A 17,824-nucleotide genomic window follows, 5' to 3' on the forward strand; every position below is an offset into this window, starting at 1 on the left:
GTCGGATGGCCGCCAAACTCTCCGGTGGCGGCGGCGGCAAGTACGCCATCGAGCAGAACAGCGAGATCAACGTCACGCCGTTCGTGGACATCATGCTTGTCCTGCTCATCATCTTCATGGTGGCGGCCCCGCTCGCCACCGTGTCGGTGGAGGTGAAACTTCCGGTCGCGGTAGCCGAACCGAAAGAGAACCCGCCCAAGCCGTTCTTCGTGTCGATCCAGGCTGATTCCAGGGTCTACATCGGCGACAATGAGATACCGGGCGGCCCCGACGCCGTCGGTGGCGAACTGCTCGGCCTGATCGGCAACAAGACGCCGTCGGATGAGCGGATCTTCATCCGTTCGGATCAGACAACCCGGTACGGCGACTTCATGCAGGTCATGAACTCGCTCCAGGACAGTGGCTTCTACAGCGTCGCCCTGGTCGGCGAAGAGCAGACGAAGTAGGAGCGGTGAGAACATGACTGAAGTCGAATATCATCGCAGCCTCTACGATCCGCCGAAGCAGAAGGGCATTTTCGGCGTCCCTCCGCACGTGTTCATCGCCAGCATCGTGGTGGTGTGTCTGTTCTTCGGTCTGTTGGCCTTCTATTTCATCAACGCCCAGTTCAAGCTGCGCGAGGTGAACTATTCGGACGACGCGGTCGACGTGGAGCTGATCGAACCGATCCCGCCGCCCCCTCCGCCTCCGCCTCCGCCGCCGCCGCCGCCCGAAACGGCGCCGCCGCCGAAGCTGCAGGTCCGGGTGCCCGCGCCTCTTCCGGTGAACATCCCGGTGCCGCCGCTTCCGGTGCCGCCGACGCCGAAGGAAGACCGGATCGCCTCGACGATCCCGCCGGGCCGCATTGACGGGCCGGTGACGGTCCCGCTGCCGCCGCCCCCGCCGAAGCCGGCGGAGATTCGGAACGTGACCTGGGCGCGCCAGCCCCAGCCGGAGTACCCGGAACGGGCCCAGTCCCGCGGCATCGAGTCGGGTACGGTGGAACTGGTCTGCACGGTTTCGCCCAGCGGCGCGGCCACCAACTGCTCGATCGTCTCGGAAAGCCCGTCGGGCGCCGGGTTCGGTCAGGCCGCGGTGCGCTCGATGTCCCGCGCGCGCTTCTCGCCCCAGACCCGGGACGGTGTTGCCGAAGGCGGGCGAGCCCGCTTCACGATCCGGTTCCAGCTCGGCGACTAGCCGAACGAAGCCCAAGAACGACGAGCGCCCCGGCCCCAGCGGCCGGGGCGTTTTCGTTTGAGGGCGGAGCATCGCACGACCTCAGGCGTTGTGCCGCGAGCCTGAATGGAGCCCGTCATGAAACGCCCCCTGATTCTCGCCCTTTCCGCCGTTGCCGCGGTGTCGGCGACGAGCTGCGCCTACAACGAGACCCTCGGCCGCAACCAGTTCCTGATCGTCGACGACAGCGCCCTGACGCAGCAGTCCGAGGCGGCATGGGCCGAGGCGCTGCGGAGCCAGCCCACCTCCAGCGACGCCGCCGCCAACGCCCGCGTCCGTCGCGTCGGCGGCCGCATCGTCCAGGCCGCCGGCCTGACCGACCGGAGCTGGGACTACGCCGTGTTCGTCAGCCAGAGCCCCAACGCCTTCGTGCTGCCTTCGGGCAAGATCGGGGTGACCACGGGGTTGCTGAACCTGGTCCGTAACGACGACCAGCTGGCCGCCGTGCTGGGCCACGAGGTCGGCCATGTGGTCGCGCGTCATGCGGCCGAGCGCTATTCCTCCAGCGCCGCCACCAGCCTGGTGCTGAGCGGCGTTCAGAGCGCCGCCGGCGACTACGCCCAGGCGGCCGGTGCGATCGGCGGGCTCGGCGCCCAGCTGGGCGTGCTGCTGCCGTTCTCGCGCCGGCATGAGCTGGAGGCCGACCGTCTGGGCGTCGACTATCTGCAGCGCGCCGGCTACCGCCCGACCGAGGCCATCGCCCTGTGGCGCCTGATGGCCGAGCAGCGGCAGGGATCGACGCCCGAGTTCGCCTCGACCCACCCCTCCGACGCCAGCCGGATCGCGGCGCTGCAGGAGTATATCGCGAGCCAGGGGTGGGCGTAGCCGGCGCGACGGAGATTGCGCAGCAGGCGCTTGATCGGCGGACGAGACACGGCTAGACACCGCCCTCGCGTCGCCCCTTCGCGGGCCCTGCGCCGCCTTAGCTCAGTTGGTTAGAGCGCCGGTTTGTGGAACCGGAGGTCCTCAGTTCAAGCCTGAGAGGCGGTACCATCCTTTCCCGGGAGCGGAGCGCGTCATGGCCTTGACCGGTACGCCGCCCGCCTGGGATCCCGAGCAATATCTCCGCTTCGAAGGGCAGCGCGACCGCGCCGCCCTGGATCTGCTGGCGCGTCTGCCGGATGACCTGTCGCCGGCGGAGATCTGGGATCTGGGCTGCGGCGCGGGCCAGCACGCGGCCTGGCTGAAGCGGCGCTGGCCGGATGCGACGGTGCACGGGCTGGATTCGAGCGCGGCGATGCTGGAGCAGGCGCGTGGTCGGGACGCGGAGATCGACTGGCGACCGGACGACATCGCCGGCTGGACGCCGGAGCGGCCCGTCGACCTGATCTGGGCCAACGCCTCGCTGCACTGGCTGCCGGACCACGAGGCCCTGCTGCGACGGCTGACCGGGCACCTGGGGCCGGGCGGCGTCGTCGCGGTGCAGATGCCGATGGCCTATGAGACGCGGCACCATTCGCTGATGCGCGACGTGGCCGGCGAGGGGCCGTGGGCGGAGGCGCTGGCGGGGGTCGCGACCGTCGCGCCCCTGCTGGACCCCGAGGCGTATTATTCCGTGCTGGCCGAGCGCTGCGAGACCGTCGACGTCTGGTCCACCACCTATCTGCAGGCGCTGGAGGGGCCGGACGCGGTGCTGGAATGGATCAAGGGCACGGCCCTGCGCCCCTACCTGGCCGCACTGACCGACGCGGTCATGCGGCAGGCGTATCTCGACGCGCTCGGCGCGCGGCTTTCCGCGGCCTTTCCGCGGCGGCCGGACGGGGTGACCCTGATGCCGTTCCCGCGTCTGTTTCTGGTGGCGCGGAGGCGCTGAGCGGGCTGCGGCGACGCAGCCGGGTGACGGGCCGGTCGAGGCCGGCGAGCGCCTCCCGCATGGCGCTGTAGCCCGCCTCGACCCCGGGTTCGAACCCCTTCCAGTCGCGGATATCCAGGCCGTCCGGCGTCGGCTGGACCAGCAGGTCGGTGGCGGCGCGCGAGCTCTCCAGGTCGGCGTCGGTGGTCAGGGTCGCCGAGCGCATCAGGATCGAGACGATGGGCGGCCCCCGGCGCCAGGCCCCGGTGGCGATGAGGCGCCAGATCGACGGCGGGTGCTCGACCATCCGCGGGTCGACGCCGCGCGTTTCCGACATGTCGACGCCGATCACCGGACCGGCGTTCATGCCGCGCATCACCTCGGCCGGAAGGTTCTTGAGGACGGCGCCGTCGACCAGGACCTGGCCGTCGATGACCACCGGCGGAAGGATGCCCGGGATGGCGATAGAGGCCCGCATGGCGCGCCGCATCAGGCCGCGCCGGTGCACCTCCAGCTTGCCGCTGGTCAGATTGGTCGAGACGGCGAAGAAGGGCCGGTGCAGGTCGGCGAGGTCGATGTCGCCATAGGCCTCCTCCAGCAGGCGGTCGACCTTCCTGGCGCGGGTCATGGCCAGCATCGGGAAGGTGATGTCCGACAGTGGATCGCTCTGCACGAAGGCCTTGCGGATGCGGGCCTCCAGTTCCTCCTGGGACCAGTTCAGGGCCGGGCCGGCGGCGATCACCGCCCCCATCGAGGCGCCGCCGACGAAGTCGATCGGCACGCCCGCCTCCTTCAGGGCCCTGAGGGCGCCGATGTGCGAATAGGCCCGGGCGCCGCCGCCCGACATCACCACGCCGACGGCCGAGCCGGTGACGACGCGGGCCATGCGCTCGGCGTCCGCCTGGTCGCCCTCGACCGCCTGGAACCAGCGGCCGGGGGAGACCGCATCCAGCCAGACGGAGGTATTGGCCGGATGGGCCATGCGCGGGTCGCGCAGCAGGATCAGGTCGGTGCGGCGCTGGGCGTCCAGTACGCCCGCGTGGGGCAGGGGCCGGTTCGGCGGGGCCATCAGCCCGGCGCCGACGACGAAGACGCGGTCGACCTGGCGGGCGCACAGGGCGGCCCAGGCGGGCTCGTCCATCTCGGCGACGTAGAGGACGAAGTCGTGGGCGTCCTCGACCCGGCTGAACCATTCGGTCGCCGAGGACAGGGCCGAGTGGTCGATGACCTGGCAGGTGAAGCCGTCGGCCTCGATGGCGGCGGCGATGCGTTCGACGAAGGCGCGGATCGGGCGGGGCCGGGCGGAGATGAAGCCGAAGACGCTGGGTTCGCCGCCCCCCGAGCGGCGGTCGCGGGCGCGCTGGATCATCAGCCGGGACAGCTCGACCATCAGGTCGGGCTCGGTGCGGGCGGCCTCGAAGAAGGCGTCGCGGGGCAGGGCGAGAATCTCGGAGTCGCGCAGGGCGACGACATCGGCGGTGTGGGCGGTGCCGGCCAGCATGGCCATCTCGCCGGCGGGCTCGCCGGGCCGGATGACGCCGACGAACCGGGGCGGGCGATCCGGCTCGGCGGCGCGGCGGAAGACGCCGAGGCGGCCGGAGCGGAGCAGGTAGAGGGTGTCGGCGACGTCGTGCTCGGCGAACAGGGTCTCGCCGCCGGTCAGGGCGAACCAGCTGGCGCGCGTGTTCCTGCCGCCCTCGAAGATGCGGTGCAGGGCGTCTTCCAGACGGTCGGAGCGGGCGGGGGGCATCAGGAGAGGATAACGGGAGTCGGCGGGGGGAAGCGAGGCAGCAGGCGCCAGGCAGCAGGCCGCAGGAAGAACCCGCCCTCGAACGGTCGCGAGATGCCCTCCCGGCGCCCTGCCGGCTGTCGCCCGCCGCCTGCCGCCTTTCTCACCAGGCCCCCATCTCCCGCAGCCGTTTGGCCAGGTCCTCCGGCACCTCGCCGGCGTCGAGGGAGGACAGGTCGGGCGGGGCGTCCTTGAGCTCGAGATAGCGCCAGCCCTGGAAGGGGCGGCGGGCCTGGGGGGCGGTGCGGATCACCTCGGGCGACAGCCGGATATGGCACATGGAGGCCTTGCCCTCGCCCTTCGTCGAGATGTCGAGGATGGGCATGCGGCAGACGACCGAGCCCTTCATGACCCAGAACAGCGAGCCGCCGTCTTCGATTTCGGCGGCGCGCCTGGGCGTCATCCGCGTGTGGACGGTCAGCCATTCGCCTTTCGAGGCGCGGCGCTCCAGCGTCTCGACCTTCGCCACGCCGACGCAGAGCTTGATCATGTGAAGCGACATGGGCGGGGACTAGCATTCTTCGCGTGCCGGGTGGGAGACAGGGCGGCGGCGGGCGTCTAGAAAATGGACATGCGGATCGGACGGCGCAGCATGATCGCGGGGATGGCCGGACTGGCCAGTCCCGGACTCGCGCCGCCGGCGCGGGCAGGGGCGAGAGGGACGGCGATGTACGGACTGATCGGCAAGATGACGGCGGTGCAGGGCCAGAGGGACGCCCTGACCGCCATCCTTCTGGAGGGGCTGGGGCGGATGCCGGGCTGCCTCAGCTATGTGGTGGCCCACGATCCGGTCGAGGCGGACACGATCTGGGTCACCGAGGTGTGGACCGACCAGGCGGCGCACCGTGGGTCGCTGCAGCTGCCGGAGGTGCAGGAGGCCATCCGCAAGGGCCGGCCGCTGATCGCGACGTTCGGGGAGGGCCAGGAGACCGTGCCGGTGGGCGGGGTGGGGTTGCTTCAGCCCTGAGCCTCCGCCGACCGGACGATGGCCAGCACGGTTCCGTCGGTCACCTGATCGCCGACGGCCGCGCCGATGGTCTCGACCACGCCGTCGAAGGGAGCGACGAGGGCGTGCTCCATCTTCATGGCTTCGAGCACGATGACAGGCTGGCCTTTGGCGACCGTGTCGCCGGGTTTGGCGGGCGCCGCGACGATCTTGCCGGGCATGGGAGCGCGGAGGGAGCCGTCTGAGGCGGGACCGGTGCCTGCGCCGCCGCGCAGCCGGGGCGAAAATTGGAATGCGTCGCCCTCTTCAAAGACAACGACCCTGCCGTCGCCGGTGTGAGCCCCCGAGACCTGCTCGCCATCGACGAAGACATAGGCCGGGACGCCACTCGCCTGGAAGGCTTGGTCCTCGAGGTGGACGTCGAAGGTTGAGTGGCGCGGGGCGCCGCCGGTGTACTCGCCGGACAGAACTCCTTCGACCCGTTCGCCGCCGTGATAGAGGACAACCGGCGTCTGGGGCTCTCCGTTCATGCGGAAGGCGAAGAGGCCGTCGGTCCAGGGCGATAGCTCGCTGGAGCGCAGGGCCTCGTCCGCGCGAAGGCCCACGGTCGCCAAAGCCGCGGCCGTGGTCTTGGCCGACGGGCGGGCGACCGCGAGGGAGGCCTCTTCAGAGCCGATAAACCCGGTGTCCACGTCGCCCTCAACGAAGCGGGGATGCTCCAGACAGCGAACGAGGAAGCCGGCGTTGGTTCTGACCGGCCAGACCTCGACCGAGGCGCAGGCGTCGGCGAGGGCCTCGGCGGCGGCCTCGCGGGTGTCGGCGTGGACGATCAGCTTGGCGATCATCGGGTCGTAGAACTGGCTGACCTCGCCGCCCTGCTCGACGCCGGTGTCGACGCGGGCGTCCTCCGGCATGACGAAATGCTCCAGCCGGCCGATGCTGGGCAGGAAGCCGTTGGCGGGGTCTTCCGCGTAGAGGCGGGCCTCCATGGCCCAGCCGTTGAGGGGGATGTCTTCCTGCTTCAGGGGGATCGGCTCGCCGGCGGCGACGCGCAGCTGCCACTCGACCAGGTCGACGCCGGTGATGGCCTCGGTGACCGGGTGCTCGACCTGGAGCCGGGTGTTCATCTCCATGAACCAGATGCGGTCGGCCTTGAGGCCGTCGGAGGCGTCGGCGATGAATTCGATGGTGCCGGCGCCCTCGTAGTTGACCGCCTTCGCGGCGCGGACGGCGGCGTCGGTGACGGCCTTGCGGGTGGCGGCGTCCATGCCGGGGGCGGGGGCCTCCTCGATGACCTTCTGGTGGCGGCGCTGCAGGGAGCAGTCGCGTTCGTGCAGGTGGACCACGGTCCCGTGGCGATCGCCGAAGACCTGCACCTCGATGTGGCGCGGGCGGGTGATGTATTTCTCGATCAGGACGCGCGGGTCGCCGAAGGAGGACTGGCCTTCGCGCTGCGCCGAGGCGAGGCCGTCGGCGAAGTCTTCGGCGCGGTCGACCTTCTTCATGCCCTTGCCGCCGCCGCCGGCGACGGCTTTGATCAGGACCGGATAGCCGATGGCGTCGGCCTCGCTTTGCAGGCGCTCCAGCGACTGGTCCTCGCCGAGATAGCCGGGGGTGACCGGCACCCCGGCCTCGATCATCAGGGATTTGGCCGCGTCCTTGAGGCCCATGGCGCGGATGGCGGCGGGCGGCGGGCCGATCCAGACGAGGCCGGCGGCCATGACGGCCTCGGCGAAGTCGGCGTTCTCGGACAGGAAACCGTAGCCGGGATGGATGGCCTCGGCGCCGGTCGCCTTGGCGGCGGCCAGCACCTTCGCCGCGTCGAGGTAGGATTCGCGGGCCGGGGCGGGGCCGATCAGCACCGCCTCGTCGGCTTCGCGGACGTGCAGGGCCTTCGCGTCGGCTTCGGAATAGACGGCGATGGTGCGCAGGCCCATGCGGCGGGCGGTGCGGAACACGCGGCAAGCGATCTCGCCGCGATTGGCGACCAGGACGGATTTGAACATGGGTCGTGTCTAGCCGGAGTTCCGGCCCGGGAGAAGGGAGGGCCTGCCGGGGTTCCCGGACTCAAAAACAGGGTCCGAAGAGTCCGAAGAGTCCGGTCTGCTTCGTCAGGTGCGTCTGGGCGGCGGATGGGATGCGATTGTCAAAGACCCGTGGAGACGGCGAACAGACGCATTATGCGCCCGCTGGGAAGCGCGCGCAGAAGATGAGGTCGAGAATCCGCGATGTGTCTGGAAAGGCCGGAGATTATTCGCCCAACCCGACTATAGATTCCGGAAAGGGCAGCACAGCGTCATGGCTTCCTTCTCCCCTCCGGGGGAGAAGGTGGCTCGCGGAGCGAGACGGATGAGGGGGATGGTCAAGGCAAGCCGGATGCCAGCCGGTCCGGAGTTGGCTCACCCCTCATCCGCCCCTCCGGGGCACCTTCTCCCCCAAGGGGAGAAGGGAGCGAGTTGCGCTTTTACCTACTCCGCCCACCTCGGCTTGCGCTTCTCGAGGTAGGCGCGGACGCCTTCCTGGCCTTCGTCGGAGACGCGGGCGTGGGCGATGCGGCGGGCGGTGTCTTCCATCAGGGAATGATCGATGCGGCGGCCGGCGACGTCGTTGACCAGCCGCTTGGCCTCGCCGACGGCGCCGGGGGCGCAGGCCTTCATGGAGTCGGAGAAGGCGGCGACGAAGCCGTCGATCTCGTCGGCCGAGGCCAGCACATGGCCGACGAGGCCGAATTGTTTCGCGGCCTCGGCGTCGAAGCCGTCGGCGGTCATGAACAGGGCCCGGGCGGTGCGGGCGCCGACGGCCTCGATCACATAGGGGGAGATGGTCGCGGGGATCAGGCCCAGCTTGACCTCGGAGAAGGCGAAGCGGGTTCCCCTGACGGCCACGGCCATGTCGCAGGCGGCGACGATGCCGGCCCCGCCGCCCATGGCCGCGCCCTCGACGATGGCCACGGTCAGGGCCGGGACGTCGTGCAGGGCCTTGAGCATCTTCGCCAGGCCCATGGCGTCGTCGCGGTTGTCGCTCTCGGACCAGTCGGCGGCGTCGCGCATCCAGCCGAGATCGGCGCCGGCGCTGAAGGTTCCGCCCGCGCCGCGGATGAAGACGACGCGGACGTGGTCGGCGCCCTGCAGGGTTTCGAAGGCCTCGTAGAGGGCGGCGATGGTCGGGGCGTCAAAGGCGTTGCGCTTGTCCGGCCGGTTGATGGTGACGAAGACGACCCCGTCCGTGGTCGAGCGGATCTGGACCAGATCGTCGTTGGCGTCGGGCGCCGGATCGGCCAGCAGCGGATGGGCGATGGCGTTGATCTCGGCCGCTTCGCCGGGCGTGACGTCGAGGGCGTTGAGGTCGGCGGGGGTGGGTTCGGCCATGATGGTCTCCTGCGGCATTAGCGGTATAACGCCTGGCGGGCTGAACGGAATACGGAGTGTTACGGATGGCGACCAGCGCGACGGACCGAATCCGCCGGACGAGCGTGGCCAGCGTCCATGTCCACTATGTCGCCAAGGCGGAGAAGAAGGGCCGCGGGCGGGCCGAGGTGGACGAGGCAGTCCGCTGGCTGACCGGCTATTCGCAGGCGCAGCTGGAGGCGCTGCTGGCGGCCGGGACGGACTTCGAGACGTTTTTCGCCGAGGCGCCGGCGATGAACCCGAACCGCTTTCTGATCACGGGGACGATCTGCGGCCACCGGGTCGAGGAGATCGAGGATCCGTTCATGCGCGAGCTGCGCCACCTCGACAAGCTGGTGGACGAGGTGAGCAAGGGGAAGGCGATGGAGAAGGTGCTGCGGCAGCCCGCCTAGTCCTTCTCCCCTCGGGGGAGAAGGTGGGCGGCGGAGCCGCTCGGATGAGGGGGTCGGTTTCGCATCTCCGAAGCCCGAAGGCGGATCGCGTCCAAAAGAATGTTCGGATTACGAAGGAAGGCTTCGTTCCCAGACCGCAATACGAGAAATCCTGCTTCCGAGATCAACAGGTCCCGCTCCGCATCCTCAACGCTCCTGAGGTCGTGGACACCGCCGTCCAGTTCGATGACCAGCTTGAGCTCCGGGCAGAGGAAGTCGACGATCTTTCCGGCGACGGGCGCCTGCCGTCGGAATTTGAGGCCTTCGAAGCGGCGGCCCCGCACCAGCGTCCAGAGATGGTCTTCGGCACCAGTGGTCCGGGTTCGGAGCTGACGGGCGCGGCGGGTCCTGTCCCCGGTCTGGTGCATGAGCAGGCGATCCCCCTCATCCGCCCCTCCGGGGCACCTTCTCCCCCGGAGGGGAGAAGGGAAGCATACTACATCCTGAACACGCCGAAGGTCGTCTCCGGGATTGGCGCGTTCAGTGACGCGCTGATCGCCAGGCCCAGCACATCCCGCGTCTGCACCGGGTCGATCACCCCGTCGTCCCAGAGGCGGGCGGTGGCGTGGTACGGATTGCCCTCGTCCTCGTATTTCTGGCGGATCGGGGCCTTGAAGGCCTCGGCCTCTTCCGGCGTCCAGGTCTCGGTGTCGCGGTGGACGGTGGCGAGGACGGCGGCGGCCTGTTCGCCGCCCATGACGCTGATCCGGCTGTTGGGCCAGGTGAACAGAAAGCGGGGCGAATAGGCGCGGCCGCACATGCCGTAGTTGCCGGCTCCGAAGCTGCCGCCGATCAGGACGGTGAATTTGGGCACCTCGGCCGAGGCGACGGCGGTGACCAGCTTGGCGCCGTTCCTGGCGATGCCCTCGGCCTCGTATTTGCCGCCGACCATGAAGCCCGAGATGTTCTGCAGGAAGACCAGCGGGATCTTCCGCTTGCAGGCCAGCTCGATGAAGTGGGCGCCCTTGAGCGCGCTTTCGGAGAACAGCACGCCGTTGTTGGCGAGGATGGCGACCGGATAGCCCCAGATGCGGGCGAAGCCGCAGACCAGGGTCGTGCCGTACAGCGCCTTGAACTCGTCGAACTCCGAGCCGTCGACGAGGCGGGCGATGACCTCGCGCACGTCGTACGGGGCGCGGACGTCGTCGGGGATGAGGCCGTACAGCTCCTCGGCGTCGAGGGCGGGGGGCTTCGGCTCGCGGACGTCGAGGTCGACGCGTTTCACCGTGTTCAGGCTGTCGACGATGGTGCGGACGATCTCCAGCGCGTGCTCGTCGTTTTCGGCGACATAGTCGACCACGCCGGAGCGGCGGCCGTGGGTCTCGGCCCCGCCCAGCTCCTCGGCCGAGATGACCTCGCCCGTGGCGGCCTTCACCAGGGGCGGGCCGGCGAGGAAGATGGTGCCCTGTTCGCGCACGATCACCGTCTCGTCCGACATGGCGGGGACATAGGCGCCGCCGGCGGTGCAGCTGCCCATGACGCAGGCGATCTGGGGGATGCCCTTCGCCGACATCCGCGCCTGGTTGAAGAAGATGCGGCCGAAATGGTCGCGGTCGGGGAAGACCTCAGCCTGGTGCGGCAGGTTGGCCCCGCCAGAATCGACCAGATAGACGCAGGGCAGGTTGTTCTGCTCGGCGATCTCCTGGGCCCGCAGGTGCTTCTTCACCGTCATCGGGAAATAGGCGCCGCCCTTCACCGTCGGGTCGTTGGCGACGATCATCACCTCGCGGCCCGAGACCCGGCCGATCCCGCAGATCATGCCGGCGCCGGGGGCCTCGCCCCGGTACATGTCGCAGGCGGCCAGCTGGCCGATCTCGAGGAAGGGCGAGCCGGGGTCGAGCAGGCGCTCGACGCGGTCGCGGGGCAGGAGCTTGCCGCGGGCGACGTGGCGTTCGCGGGATTTTTCCGGCCCGCCGAGGGCCGCCTCGGCGACGCGGGCGCGCAGCTCGTCGCGCAGGGCGCGGTTGTGGGCGTCGAGGGCCTTGAAGGCGGGGCTGTTCGGATCGATCGCGGACGTCAGCTTGGGCATGGGGCTGGTTTAGGGCGCCGCCCGCGCTGGCTCCATAGCTTTCGTCATCCTCCGGCAAGCCGCGTCTTCGCGGCGCCGCTGGGTCCCCCGGTCGCTCCTGAGGAGCGCCGGAGGATGACGAAAGAAAAGGAGAGCTTATGCGCCGCTGGATTATCCGGTGTTGACCCGGCCTCGTCCCCATGGCCTGTCGCGCCTCCCATGTTCGCCCTCAGTCACCAGACCCGCGCCACCCTGAAAGACCTGCTGCACCTCGCGTGGCCGGTGGTGCTGGCGCGCATCGGCATCATGACCATGGGGCTGACCGACGTGATCGTGGTCGGCAACTATTCGGGGCTCGAGCTGGCCTACAGCTCGCTGGCCCTGGCCCCGACGGCGATCGTGGTGACCACGGCGGTCGGGCTGATGATGGGGGTGCAGGTGATGACCGCGCGCTTCCTCGGCGAGGGCCGGCGGTTCGAGGTCGGGGCGGTGCTGCGCCGCGGCGTGGCCTATTCGCTGAAACTGGGGATCGCGGCCATGGTCGGCCTGATCCTGATCGGGCCGTGGGCGCTGAAGCACATGGGGCTGGCCGAGGGGCTGGGCGAGGGGGCCTCGCCGGTGCTGGTGGTCTTCGCCCTGTCGATGCCGGGGTATCTGGTCAGCGTGGCGGCCCAGTTCTTCCTCGAGGCCATGCACCGGCCGCGCGCCGGCATGTGGGCCATGTGGGTGGCCAATGGCATCAATCTGGCCCTGAACCTGCTGCTGGTGCCCGACCTGTTGGGCATGGGGCTGGACGGGGCGGTGGCCTCGGCCTGGGCGACATTCTTCGCCCGCACCTCCCTGGCGGTGTTCCTGATCGTCTACATCGTGCGCCTGCCAGAGGCGCGCGAGATCGGCGTGTTCCGGCGGCCGGCGAAGGACCATGCCGCCGAGCGCGAGCAGCGCAAGATCGGCTATGGCGCCGGGTCGAGCTATTTCATCGAGGTCGGGGCCTTCGCGGCCATGACCTTCATCGCCGGCCAGCTGGGGGCGATCGAGACGGCGGCCTGGACCATAGTGCTGAACGTCTCGGCCATCGTCTTCATGGTCCCCATGGGGCTGTCGGCGGCGACGGCGGTGCTGGTCGGACGGGCCTATGGCGCGCGCGACGGGCGCGGCGTGCTGCGCGCCGGCCTGGTCGGGCTGGGCGTGGTCAGCGCCCTGACGCTGGCGGTGGCGCTGATGCTGTGGCCGACCGCGCCGCTGGTGGCGAGCGCCTACAACCGCGACCCGGCCCTGCTGGCGGTGGTGATCCCGGCGCTGGTGCTGGCGACGCTGTTCTTCGTGGCCGACGGCATCCAGGTGGTCTCGGCCTCGGCCAACCGGGCGGCCGGCGACGTCTGGTGGCCGACGATCATGCATTTCGGGGCCTACACCCTGGTGATGATGCCGCTGGGCTGGTGGCTGGCGCACGAGATAGGGGTGGACGGCCTGGTCTGGGCGGTGATCATCGCCAGCCTGGTGTCGTCGGCCCTGCTGACCGGACGGTTCGTGCGGGTGGCGCGGCGGCTTCCGGTTTAGGGGCGAGGGGCGAGGTTCTGTCGGCGCCGGCTCCCGGGGTGTTGCGAAAACGGCCGGTACTCGCCACTAACCAGAGTTCCTCCTCGCCCCTCGACCCTCGCCCCCCAGGCCTCCATGTCCCGCATTCTGATCACCTCGGCCCTGCCGTACATCAACGGCATCAAGCATCTGGGCAATCTGGCCGGCTCGATGCTGCCGGCGGACGTGTACGCGCGGTTCAAGCGGGCCCAGGGCCACGAGGTGCTCTATATCTGCGCCACCGACGAGCACGGGACGCCGGCCGAACTGGCCGCCGCCGCGGCCGGTCAGGACGTGCGCACCTATTGCGACGAGCAGCACGAGATCCAGAAGAAGGCGGGCGAGGCCTTCGGCCTGAGCTACGACTGGTTCGGCCGCTCGTCGAACGAACCCAACCGGCGCCTGACGCAGCATTTCGCGCGCGTGCTGGAGGAGCGGGGGCTGATCGAGGAGCGGGTCGACCGGATGATCTATTCCGTCGATGACGCCCGCTTCCTGCCCGACCGCTATGTAGAGGGCACCTGTCCGCACTGCGGCCATGTCGGGGCGCGCGGCGACCAGTGCGACAACTGCGGGCGGCTGCTGGACCCGACCGACCTGATCGACCCGTATTCGGCGGTGTCGGGGTCGCGGAACCTCGAGGTGCGCGACACGCGGCACCTGTACCTGCTGCAGACGAAGCTGGAGAAGCGCATCCGCGACTGGATCGGGACCAAGACCGATTGGCAGACCCTGGCCCGCTCGATCGCGCTGAAACACCTCGACGAAGGGCTGATCGACCGGGGCATCACCCGCGACCTGAAATGGGGCGTGCCGGTGGTCGGGCCCGACGGCGGGCCGCGCCCGGGCATGGAGGGCAAGGTCTTCTACGTCTGGTTCGACGCCCCGATCGAATACATCGGCGCCACCGAGGAGTGGGCCGAGGCGACCGGCCGGACCTGGCGCGACTGGTGGCGCACCGACGAGGGGGCCGCCGACGTCCGCTACGTCCAGTTCATGGGCAAGGACAATGTCGCCTTCCACACCGTCAGCTTCCCGGCCACCATCCTCGGCTCGGGCGAGCCGTGGAAGACCGTCGACACCCTGAAGGCCTTCAACTGGCTGAACTGGTACGGCGGCAAATTCTCCACCAGCCAGAAGCGCGGCGTGTTCATGGACCAGGCGCTGGAGCTGCTGCCGGCCGACTACTGGCGCTGGCGGCTGACGGCCTACGGGCCGGAGCATTCGGATTCGGCCTTCACCTGGGAGGACTTCCAGGCCTCGACCAACAAGGACCTGGCCGACGTGCTGGGCAATTTCGTCAACCGCATCGTCAAATTCGCCGAGAGCAAGTTCGGCGGCGTCGTGCCGGACGGCGGCGAGCCGGGGCCGCTGGAGGCGAAGCTGGCCGCCGACGTCCAAGCCGGCATCGCCGAGGCCACGGCGGCCTTCGAGGCCATGGAGTTCCGCAAGGCCTGCCAGGCCCTGCGGGCGGTCTGGGTGCTGGGCAATGAATATCTGCAGGAGGCGGCGCCGTGGACCGCCTTCAAGACCGACGTCCAGCGCGCCGCCGTGGGCGTGCGCACCGGCCTGAACCTGGTCGCTCTGTTCGCCCGTCTGGCCGCGCCGGTGATGCCGTTCTCGGCGGAGAAGATCGCGGCGGCGGTGGGGGCGACGGACCTGTCGTGGCCGACGGCGGACGAAGCCCTGCTGGACGTCCTGCCGCGCGGTCAGGCCGTGGCGGCGGCGGGCGTGCTGTTCACCAAGATCGAGGACGCCCAGGTGGCGGAATGGTCGGAGCGCTTCGGCGGCGCGGAGGGCTGATCGTGGACCGGTCGACAGCCCTCGTCAGGCTGCTGGCCGAGGACCAGGCCGAAGACCGCGCGGTGTCGGCGGGACAGCCGGCCTATGCCGCCCTGCGTGCGCGCGACCGGGCGCGCCGTGAGGCGGTGATGGCCCTGCTGGCGGACGGCTGGCCGGAGGACGGCGAGGCTCTCTACGCCGCCGCCTGGATCCTGAACCACGGAGACCTGTCGGAAGAGGCCGCGCTCGGCAGCCGGCTGGCCGCACGGGCGGCCGGGCAGGGCCGGGCCGGCGCGCGCTGGCTGGCGGCGGCGGCGCTCGACCGGTCGCTGATGTATGCCGGGCGGCCTCAGAAATACGGGACGAACATCGTGCCCGACGGCGTCGGCTGGCGGCTGTGGGACGTCGATCCGGCGACCACGGACGCCGAGCGGCTGGCCAATGACGTGCCGCCGCTGGCCGAGATGCAGGCGCGCGCCGCCGCGACCACGGCGCCCCAGCCCGACATGGCCGGGGCGCCCGACTGGCTCAGGCGGGCGATGCGGCGCCGGGGGACGCTGCCGGAGGCGTAGCCGCGGGCGGCGGCGCGTCCTTGCTCTCGACGCCCTTCAGGAATTTGGCCTTCTCTTCCTCGGTGATGTCGAGGAAGGCGGGGGCCGCGGCGTTGAATTCCTCCATCCGGTCGGTGCGCACGATCACCGAACGGGCGCCGTCCCAGATCATGTGCAGGGCGACATAGAGGACGATGGCGAGGCCGACGTAGCCGATCCAGCGATGCTTCGTCAGCAGCTTGGCGATGAAGGTCGCGGCCACGCCCATCAGGGCGATCGACAGGATCAGGCCGAAGACCATGATGACGGGGTGCTCGTGGGCCGCGCCGGCGACGGCCAGCACATTGTCCAGCGACATGGTCACGTCGGCGATCATAATCTGCAGCAGGGCGGCGCCGAAGCTCTTGCGCCGGATGCCGAGCGCTTCGGGCGGGGGGCCTTCGCCGTGGTGCACGGACAGGGCCATCTCCAGCTCGGCCTCGGCCTCGGCCTGGTCGTGGGTGGCCTGTTCGCGCAGCTCGCGCCACATCTTCCAGCACACCCAGAGCAGCAGCACGCCGCCGGCCAGCAGCAGACCGATGATGGCCAGCAGCTGCACGGTGACCAGGGCGAAGCCGATGCGCAGCACCACGGCGGCGGCGAGGCCGATCAGGATCGCCTTCTTGCGCTGCTCGGGGGCCAGGGCGGCGGCGGCGAGGCCGACGGCGACGGCGTTGTCGCCGGCCAGCACCAGGTCGATCATCAGCACCTGGCCGAGGGCGCTGAGGGCCTCGGGGGTGAACAGTTCGGCGAAGCTGAAGAATTCCATGGGCGGGCTCTAGGGCAGGGAAGGGCGGTTCGGCAAGGCGTCAGGGGCCGCCCGGGTTCCGCCTTGCGCGCGCGCCGCTTCATAGAGGGCGATGGCGGCGGCGTTGGACACGTTCAGGCTTTCGAAGCCGCCCGGCATCGGAATCCGGGCCATGAGGTCGCAGTGTTCGGCCACCAGCCGGCGCACGCCCTCGCCCTCCGAGCCCATGACGAGGACGGTGGGCCGCCCGTCCAGGGCCTGGTCCAGCGTCTGCTCCGCCCCGCCGTCGAGGCCGACCGCCCGCCAGCCGAGATCGGCCAGCCGCTCCAGCGCCCGGCTCAGATTGGTCACCCGCGCGCACGGCAGCCGCTCGGTCGCCCCGGCCGCCGCCTTGGCAAGCGCCCCGGCCAGGGCCGGCGAATGGCGGTCCTGCACCACGATCCCGCGCGCGCCGAAGGCGAGGGCCGAGCGGAAGACGGCCCCGACGTTCTGCGGATCGGTCAGCTGGTCCAGCATGACGATGACGCCGGATGCGGGATCGGCGATGTCCTCCAGCGCCACGCCCTCCAGCGGCTGGACCTTGAAGGCCAGGCCCTGGTGCACCGCCCCGGCCGGCAGCATCCGGGCCAGGGCGGGGCCGTCGACGATCTCGACGCGGTGGCCTTGGGGCGCGAGCCGGTCGCGCTCGATCTCGGCGGCGCGGTCCGCCGTGGCCAGCAGCCGGCCCATGCCCTTGCGGGCCGGATTGGCCAGGGCCGCCAGCACCGGATGGCGGCCCCACAGCCAGTGGTCGGCGTCGACCTTCGGCCTGCGCTCGCGCGGCGTGGAATCACCGGCGGGCCGGGCGGAGGGAGCGGGGCTCCAGCCGCCGCCCTTCGGGCCTTCCGGACGGCCCCGGAAGCCTTGCTTTTTGCCGGTTTTCCGGTCGTTGCGTTCTCTGGTCGACGACACTATAAGACGCCCTCCGATTTGGGGCCCAAGGGCATTCCGGGTCAGGCGCCTCCTCTAAACCAGGGTTTGCCGGACTTCGAAGGCTTTTGTTCGAGAACGGTCTTTCGACCGCTTTCGGGCGTTCCGGATCGGTCTTCACATCGCGCGCGGGGGAATGTCCCGAGCGGCAAAGGGGGCGGACTGTAAATCCGCTGCGTAAGCTTCGCAGGTTCGAGTCCTGCTTCCCCCACCACGCGCTGATGAAGACCGACGGGAGCGGACCTCGAGGAGGCCGGGTGCGAAGGACTGGATGCCCTGCGGGGCCTGGCCGACGCATTCTCCGCGCGGGTATAGCACAATGGTAGTGCAGCAGCCTTCCAAGCTGAGGATGTCGGTTCGATCCCGTCTACCCGCTCCAGTTTTCTGTCGCTGACCACCGCCCCACCAGGGCCACAGGAGTTTTGGCCATGGCCAAGGAAAAGTTCGAACGCACCAAGCCGCACTGCAACATCGGCACGATCGGTCACGTGGACCATGGCAAGACGACGCTGACGGCGGCGATCACGATGACGCTGGCCAAGGCCGGCGGCGCCAAGGCGATGAACTAC

Annotated in this window: 17 protein-coding genes, 3 tRNA genes and 1 pseudogene; 13 read left to right on the top strand and 8 right to left on the bottom strand. The window is 70.0% G+C overall.

The window, feature by feature from the left end; all coding sequences use genetic code 11:
* Positions 1-5 precede the first annotated feature (5 nt).
* The 5 genes and pseudogenes from VEA62_RS06365 to VEA62_RS06385 form a co-directional block, all read left to right on the top strand.
* Entirely contained in the window at positions 6-446 is a 441-nt protein-coding gene (locus VEA62_RS06365; RefSeq protein ID WP_324819756.1) for a biopolymer transporter ExbD, read from the top strand.
* Positions 447-459: 13 nt separating this feature from the next.
* Complete coding sequence (locus tag VEA62_RS06370; protein ID WP_324819758.1) at positions 460-1,176, top strand: energy transducer TonB; 717 nt, start codon at positions 460-462, stop codon at positions 1,174-1,176.
* A gap of 117 nt (positions 1,177-1,293) precedes the next feature.
* Complete coding sequence (locus VEA62_RS06375; protein ID WP_324819760.1) at positions 1,294-2,040, top strand: M48 family metallopeptidase; 747 nt, start codon at positions 1,294-1,296, stop codon at positions 2,038-2,040.
* Between the two features lie 91 nt (positions 2,041-2,131).
* Positions 2,132-2,208: transfer RNA gene (locus VEA62_RS06380), tRNA-His, on the top strand.
* Positions 2,209-2,233: 25 nt separating this feature from the next.
* Positions 2,234-2,671, top strand: a pseudogene (locus VEA62_RS06385) (methyltransferase domain-containing protein); the annotation flags it as partial.
* A 235-nt stretch (positions 2,672-2,906) separates the two neighbouring features.
* Here VEA62_RS06385 and VEA62_RS06390 read toward each other — a convergent pair.
* Positions 2,907-4,757 (bottom strand): patatin-like phospholipase family protein, encoded by a 1,851-nt coding sequence (locus VEA62_RS06390; protein WP_324819762.1) that lies wholly within the window; start codon positions 4,755-4,757, stop codon positions 2,907-2,909.
* Positions 4,758-4,899: 142 nt separating this feature from the next.
* Positions 4,900-5,298, bottom strand: coding sequence for a DUF1489 domain-containing protein (locus VEA62_RS06395; protein WP_324819764.1), 399 nt, complete (start codon positions 5,296-5,298; stop codon positions 4,900-4,902).
* A gap of 69 nt (positions 5,299-5,367) precedes the next feature.
* Here VEA62_RS06395 and VEA62_RS06400 point away from each other — a divergent pair, with 69 nt between their 5' ends.
* Entirely contained in the window at positions 5,368-5,763 is a 396-nt protein-coding gene (locus VEA62_RS06400; protein ID WP_324819766.1) for a putative quinol monooxygenase, read from the top strand.
* Here the strand turns inward: VEA62_RS06400 and VEA62_RS06405 are convergent.
* Both VEA62_RS06405 and VEA62_RS06410 read right to left on the bottom strand, forming a co-directional pair.
* Entirely contained in the window at positions 5,754-7,748 is a 1,995-nt protein-coding gene (locus VEA62_RS06405) for an acetyl/propionyl/methylcrotonyl-CoA carboxylase subunit alpha (RefSeq protein WP_324819768.1), read from the bottom strand. The two genes, VEA62_RS06400 and VEA62_RS06405, sit on opposite strands and share 10 nt — an antisense overlap.
* A gap of 462 nt (positions 7,749-8,210) precedes the next feature.
* Positions 8,211-9,110, bottom strand: coding sequence for an enoyl-CoA hydratase-related protein (locus tag VEA62_RS06410; protein WP_324819770.1), 900 nt, complete (start codon positions 9,108-9,110; stop codon positions 8,211-8,213).
* Positions 9,111-9,175: 65 nt separating this feature from the next.
* Here VEA62_RS06410 and VEA62_RS06415 point away from each other — a divergent pair, with 65 nt between their 5' ends.
* Positions 9,176-9,541 carry a DUF2200 domain-containing protein gene (locus VEA62_RS06415; RefSeq protein ID WP_324819772.1) on the top strand — a complete coding sequence of 122 codons (366 nt, stop codon included), beginning with the start codon at positions 9,176-9,178 and terminating at the stop codon, positions 9,539-9,541.
* Here the strand turns inward: VEA62_RS06415 and VEA62_RS06420 are convergent.
* Both VEA62_RS06420 and VEA62_RS06425 read right to left on the bottom strand, forming a co-directional pair.
* Complete coding sequence (locus VEA62_RS06420) at positions 9,538-9,948, bottom strand: endonuclease domain-containing protein (RefSeq protein WP_324819774.1); 411 nt, start codon at positions 9,946-9,948, stop codon at positions 9,538-9,540. The genes VEA62_RS06415 and VEA62_RS06420 overlap by 4 nt on opposite strands.
* 68 nt (positions 9,949-10,016) lie before the next feature.
* Complete coding sequence (locus tag VEA62_RS06425; protein ID WP_324819776.1) at positions 10,017-11,609, bottom strand: carboxyl transferase domain-containing protein; 1,593 nt, start codon at positions 11,607-11,609, stop codon at positions 10,017-10,019.
* 198 nt (positions 11,610-11,807) lie between these two features.
* On the opposite strand from VEA62_RS06425, the gene VEA62_RS06430 reads away from it, so the two are divergent.
* From VEA62_RS06430 to VEA62_RS06440, 3 genes are all read left to right on the top strand, one after another.
* Positions 11,808-13,148, top strand: a complete 1,341-nt coding sequence (locus VEA62_RS06430; protein ID WP_324819778.1) for an MATE family efflux transporter — start codon at positions 11,808-11,810, stop codon at positions 13,146-13,148.
* A gap of 114 nt (positions 13,149-13,262) precedes the next feature.
* Positions 13,263-14,969, top strand: coding sequence for a methionine--tRNA ligase (gene metG, locus VEA62_RS06435; protein WP_324819780.1), 1,707 nt, complete (start codon positions 13,263-13,265; stop codon positions 14,967-14,969).
* A gap of 2 nt (positions 14,970-14,971) precedes the next feature.
* The gene (locus tag VEA62_RS06440; RefSeq protein ID WP_324819782.1) at positions 14,972-15,520 is read left to right on the top strand and encodes a hypothetical protein; all 549 of its coding nucleotides are present in this window, start codon (positions 14,972-14,974) and stop codon (positions 15,518-15,520) included.
* Here the strand turns inward: VEA62_RS06440 and VEA62_RS06445 are convergent.
* Positions 15,477-16,307 carry a TerC family protein gene (locus tag VEA62_RS06445; RefSeq protein WP_324819784.1) on the bottom strand — a complete coding sequence of 277 codons (831 nt, stop codon included), beginning with the start codon at positions 16,305-16,307 and terminating at the stop codon, positions 15,477-15,479. The two genes, VEA62_RS06440 and VEA62_RS06445, sit on opposite strands and share 44 nt — an antisense overlap.
* Before the next feature lie 9 nt (positions 16,308-16,316).
* Positions 16,317-17,237, bottom strand: coding sequence for a 23S rRNA (guanosine(2251)-2'-O)-methyltransferase RlmB (gene rlmB / locus VEA62_RS06450; protein WP_324819785.1), 921 nt, complete (start codon positions 17,235-17,237; stop codon positions 16,317-16,319).
* A 148-nt stretch (positions 17,238-17,385) separates the two neighbouring features.
* On the opposite strand from rlmB, the gene VEA62_RS06455 reads away from it, so the two are divergent.
* The 3 genes from VEA62_RS06455 to VEA62_RS06465 all read left to right on the top strand — a co-directional run.
* Positions 17,386-17,469 (top strand) — tRNA-Tyr (locus VEA62_RS06455).
* Between the two features lie 91 nt (positions 17,470-17,560).
* Positions 17,561-17,634, top strand: a tRNA-Gly gene (locus VEA62_RS06460).
* 49 nt (positions 17,635-17,683) lie between these two features.
* Positions 17,684-17,824 (top strand): GTP-binding protein (locus VEA62_RS06465; RefSeq protein WP_324819791.1); only part of this gene is annotated, 141 nt, incomplete at its 3' end.

Origin of the sequence: Brevundimonas sp., from assembly GCF_035627475.1 — a bacterium.
Lineage (GTDB): Bacteria > Pseudomonadota > Alphaproteobacteria > Caulobacterales > Caulobacteraceae > Brevundimonas.

Excerpts from the sequence above, each read along its gene's own strand:
- VEA62_RS06415 (WP_324819772.1), top strand. The coding sequence starts at position 9,176 with ATGGCGACCAGCGCGACGGACCGAATCCGCCGGACGAGCGTGGCCAGC.
- VEA62_RS06400 (WP_324819766.1), top strand. The coding sequence starts at position 5,368 with ATGCGGATCGGACGGCGCAGCATGATCGCGGGGATGGCCGGACTGGCC.
- VEA62_RS06430 (WP_324819778.1), top strand. The coding sequence starts at position 11,808 with ATGTTCGCCCTCAGTCACCAGACCCGCGCCACCCTGAAAGACCTGCTG.
- VEA62_RS06375 (WP_324819760.1), top strand. The coding sequence starts at position 1,294 with ATGAAACGCCCCCTGATTCTCGCCCTTTCCGCCGTTGCCGCGGTGTCG.
- VEA62_RS06420 (WP_324819774.1), bottom strand. The coding sequence starts at position 9,948 with ATGCACCAGACCGGGGACAGGACCCGCCGCGCCCGTCAGCTCCGAACC.
- VEA62_RS06365 (WP_324819756.1), top strand. The coding sequence starts at position 6 with ATGGCCGCCAAACTCTCCGGTGGCGGCGGCGGCAAGTACGCCATCGAG.
- VEA62_RS06395 (WP_324819764.1), bottom strand. The coding sequence starts at position 5,298 with ATGTCGCTTCACATGATCAAGCTCTGCGTCGGCGTGGCGAAGGTCGAG.
- VEA62_RS06410 (WP_324819770.1), bottom strand. The coding sequence starts at position 9,110 with ATGGCCGAACCCACCCCCGCCGACCTCAACGCCCTCGACGTCACGCCC.
- VEA62_RS06390 (WP_324819762.1), bottom strand. The coding sequence starts at position 4,757 with ATGCCCCCCGCCCGCTCCGACCGTCTGGAAGACGCCCTGCACCGCATC.
- VEA62_RS06425 (WP_324819776.1), bottom strand. The coding sequence starts at position 11,609 with ATGCCCAAGCTGACGTCCGCGATCGATCCGAACAGCCCCGCCTTCAAG.
- VEA62_RS06405 (WP_324819768.1), bottom strand. The coding sequence starts at position 7,748 with ATGTTCAAATCCGTCCTGGTCGCCAATCGCGGCGAGATCGCTTGCCGC.
- VEA62_RS06370 (WP_324819758.1), top strand. The coding sequence starts at position 460 with ATGACTGAAGTCGAATATCATCGCAGCCTCTACGATCCGCCGAAGCAG.
- metG (WP_324819780.1), top strand. The coding sequence starts at position 13,263 with ATGTCCCGCATTCTGATCACCTCGGCCCTGCCGTACATCAACGGCATC.
- VEA62_RS06445 (WP_324819784.1), bottom strand. The coding sequence starts at position 16,307 with ATGGAATTCTTCAGCTTCGCCGAACTGTTCACCCCCGAGGCCCTCAGC.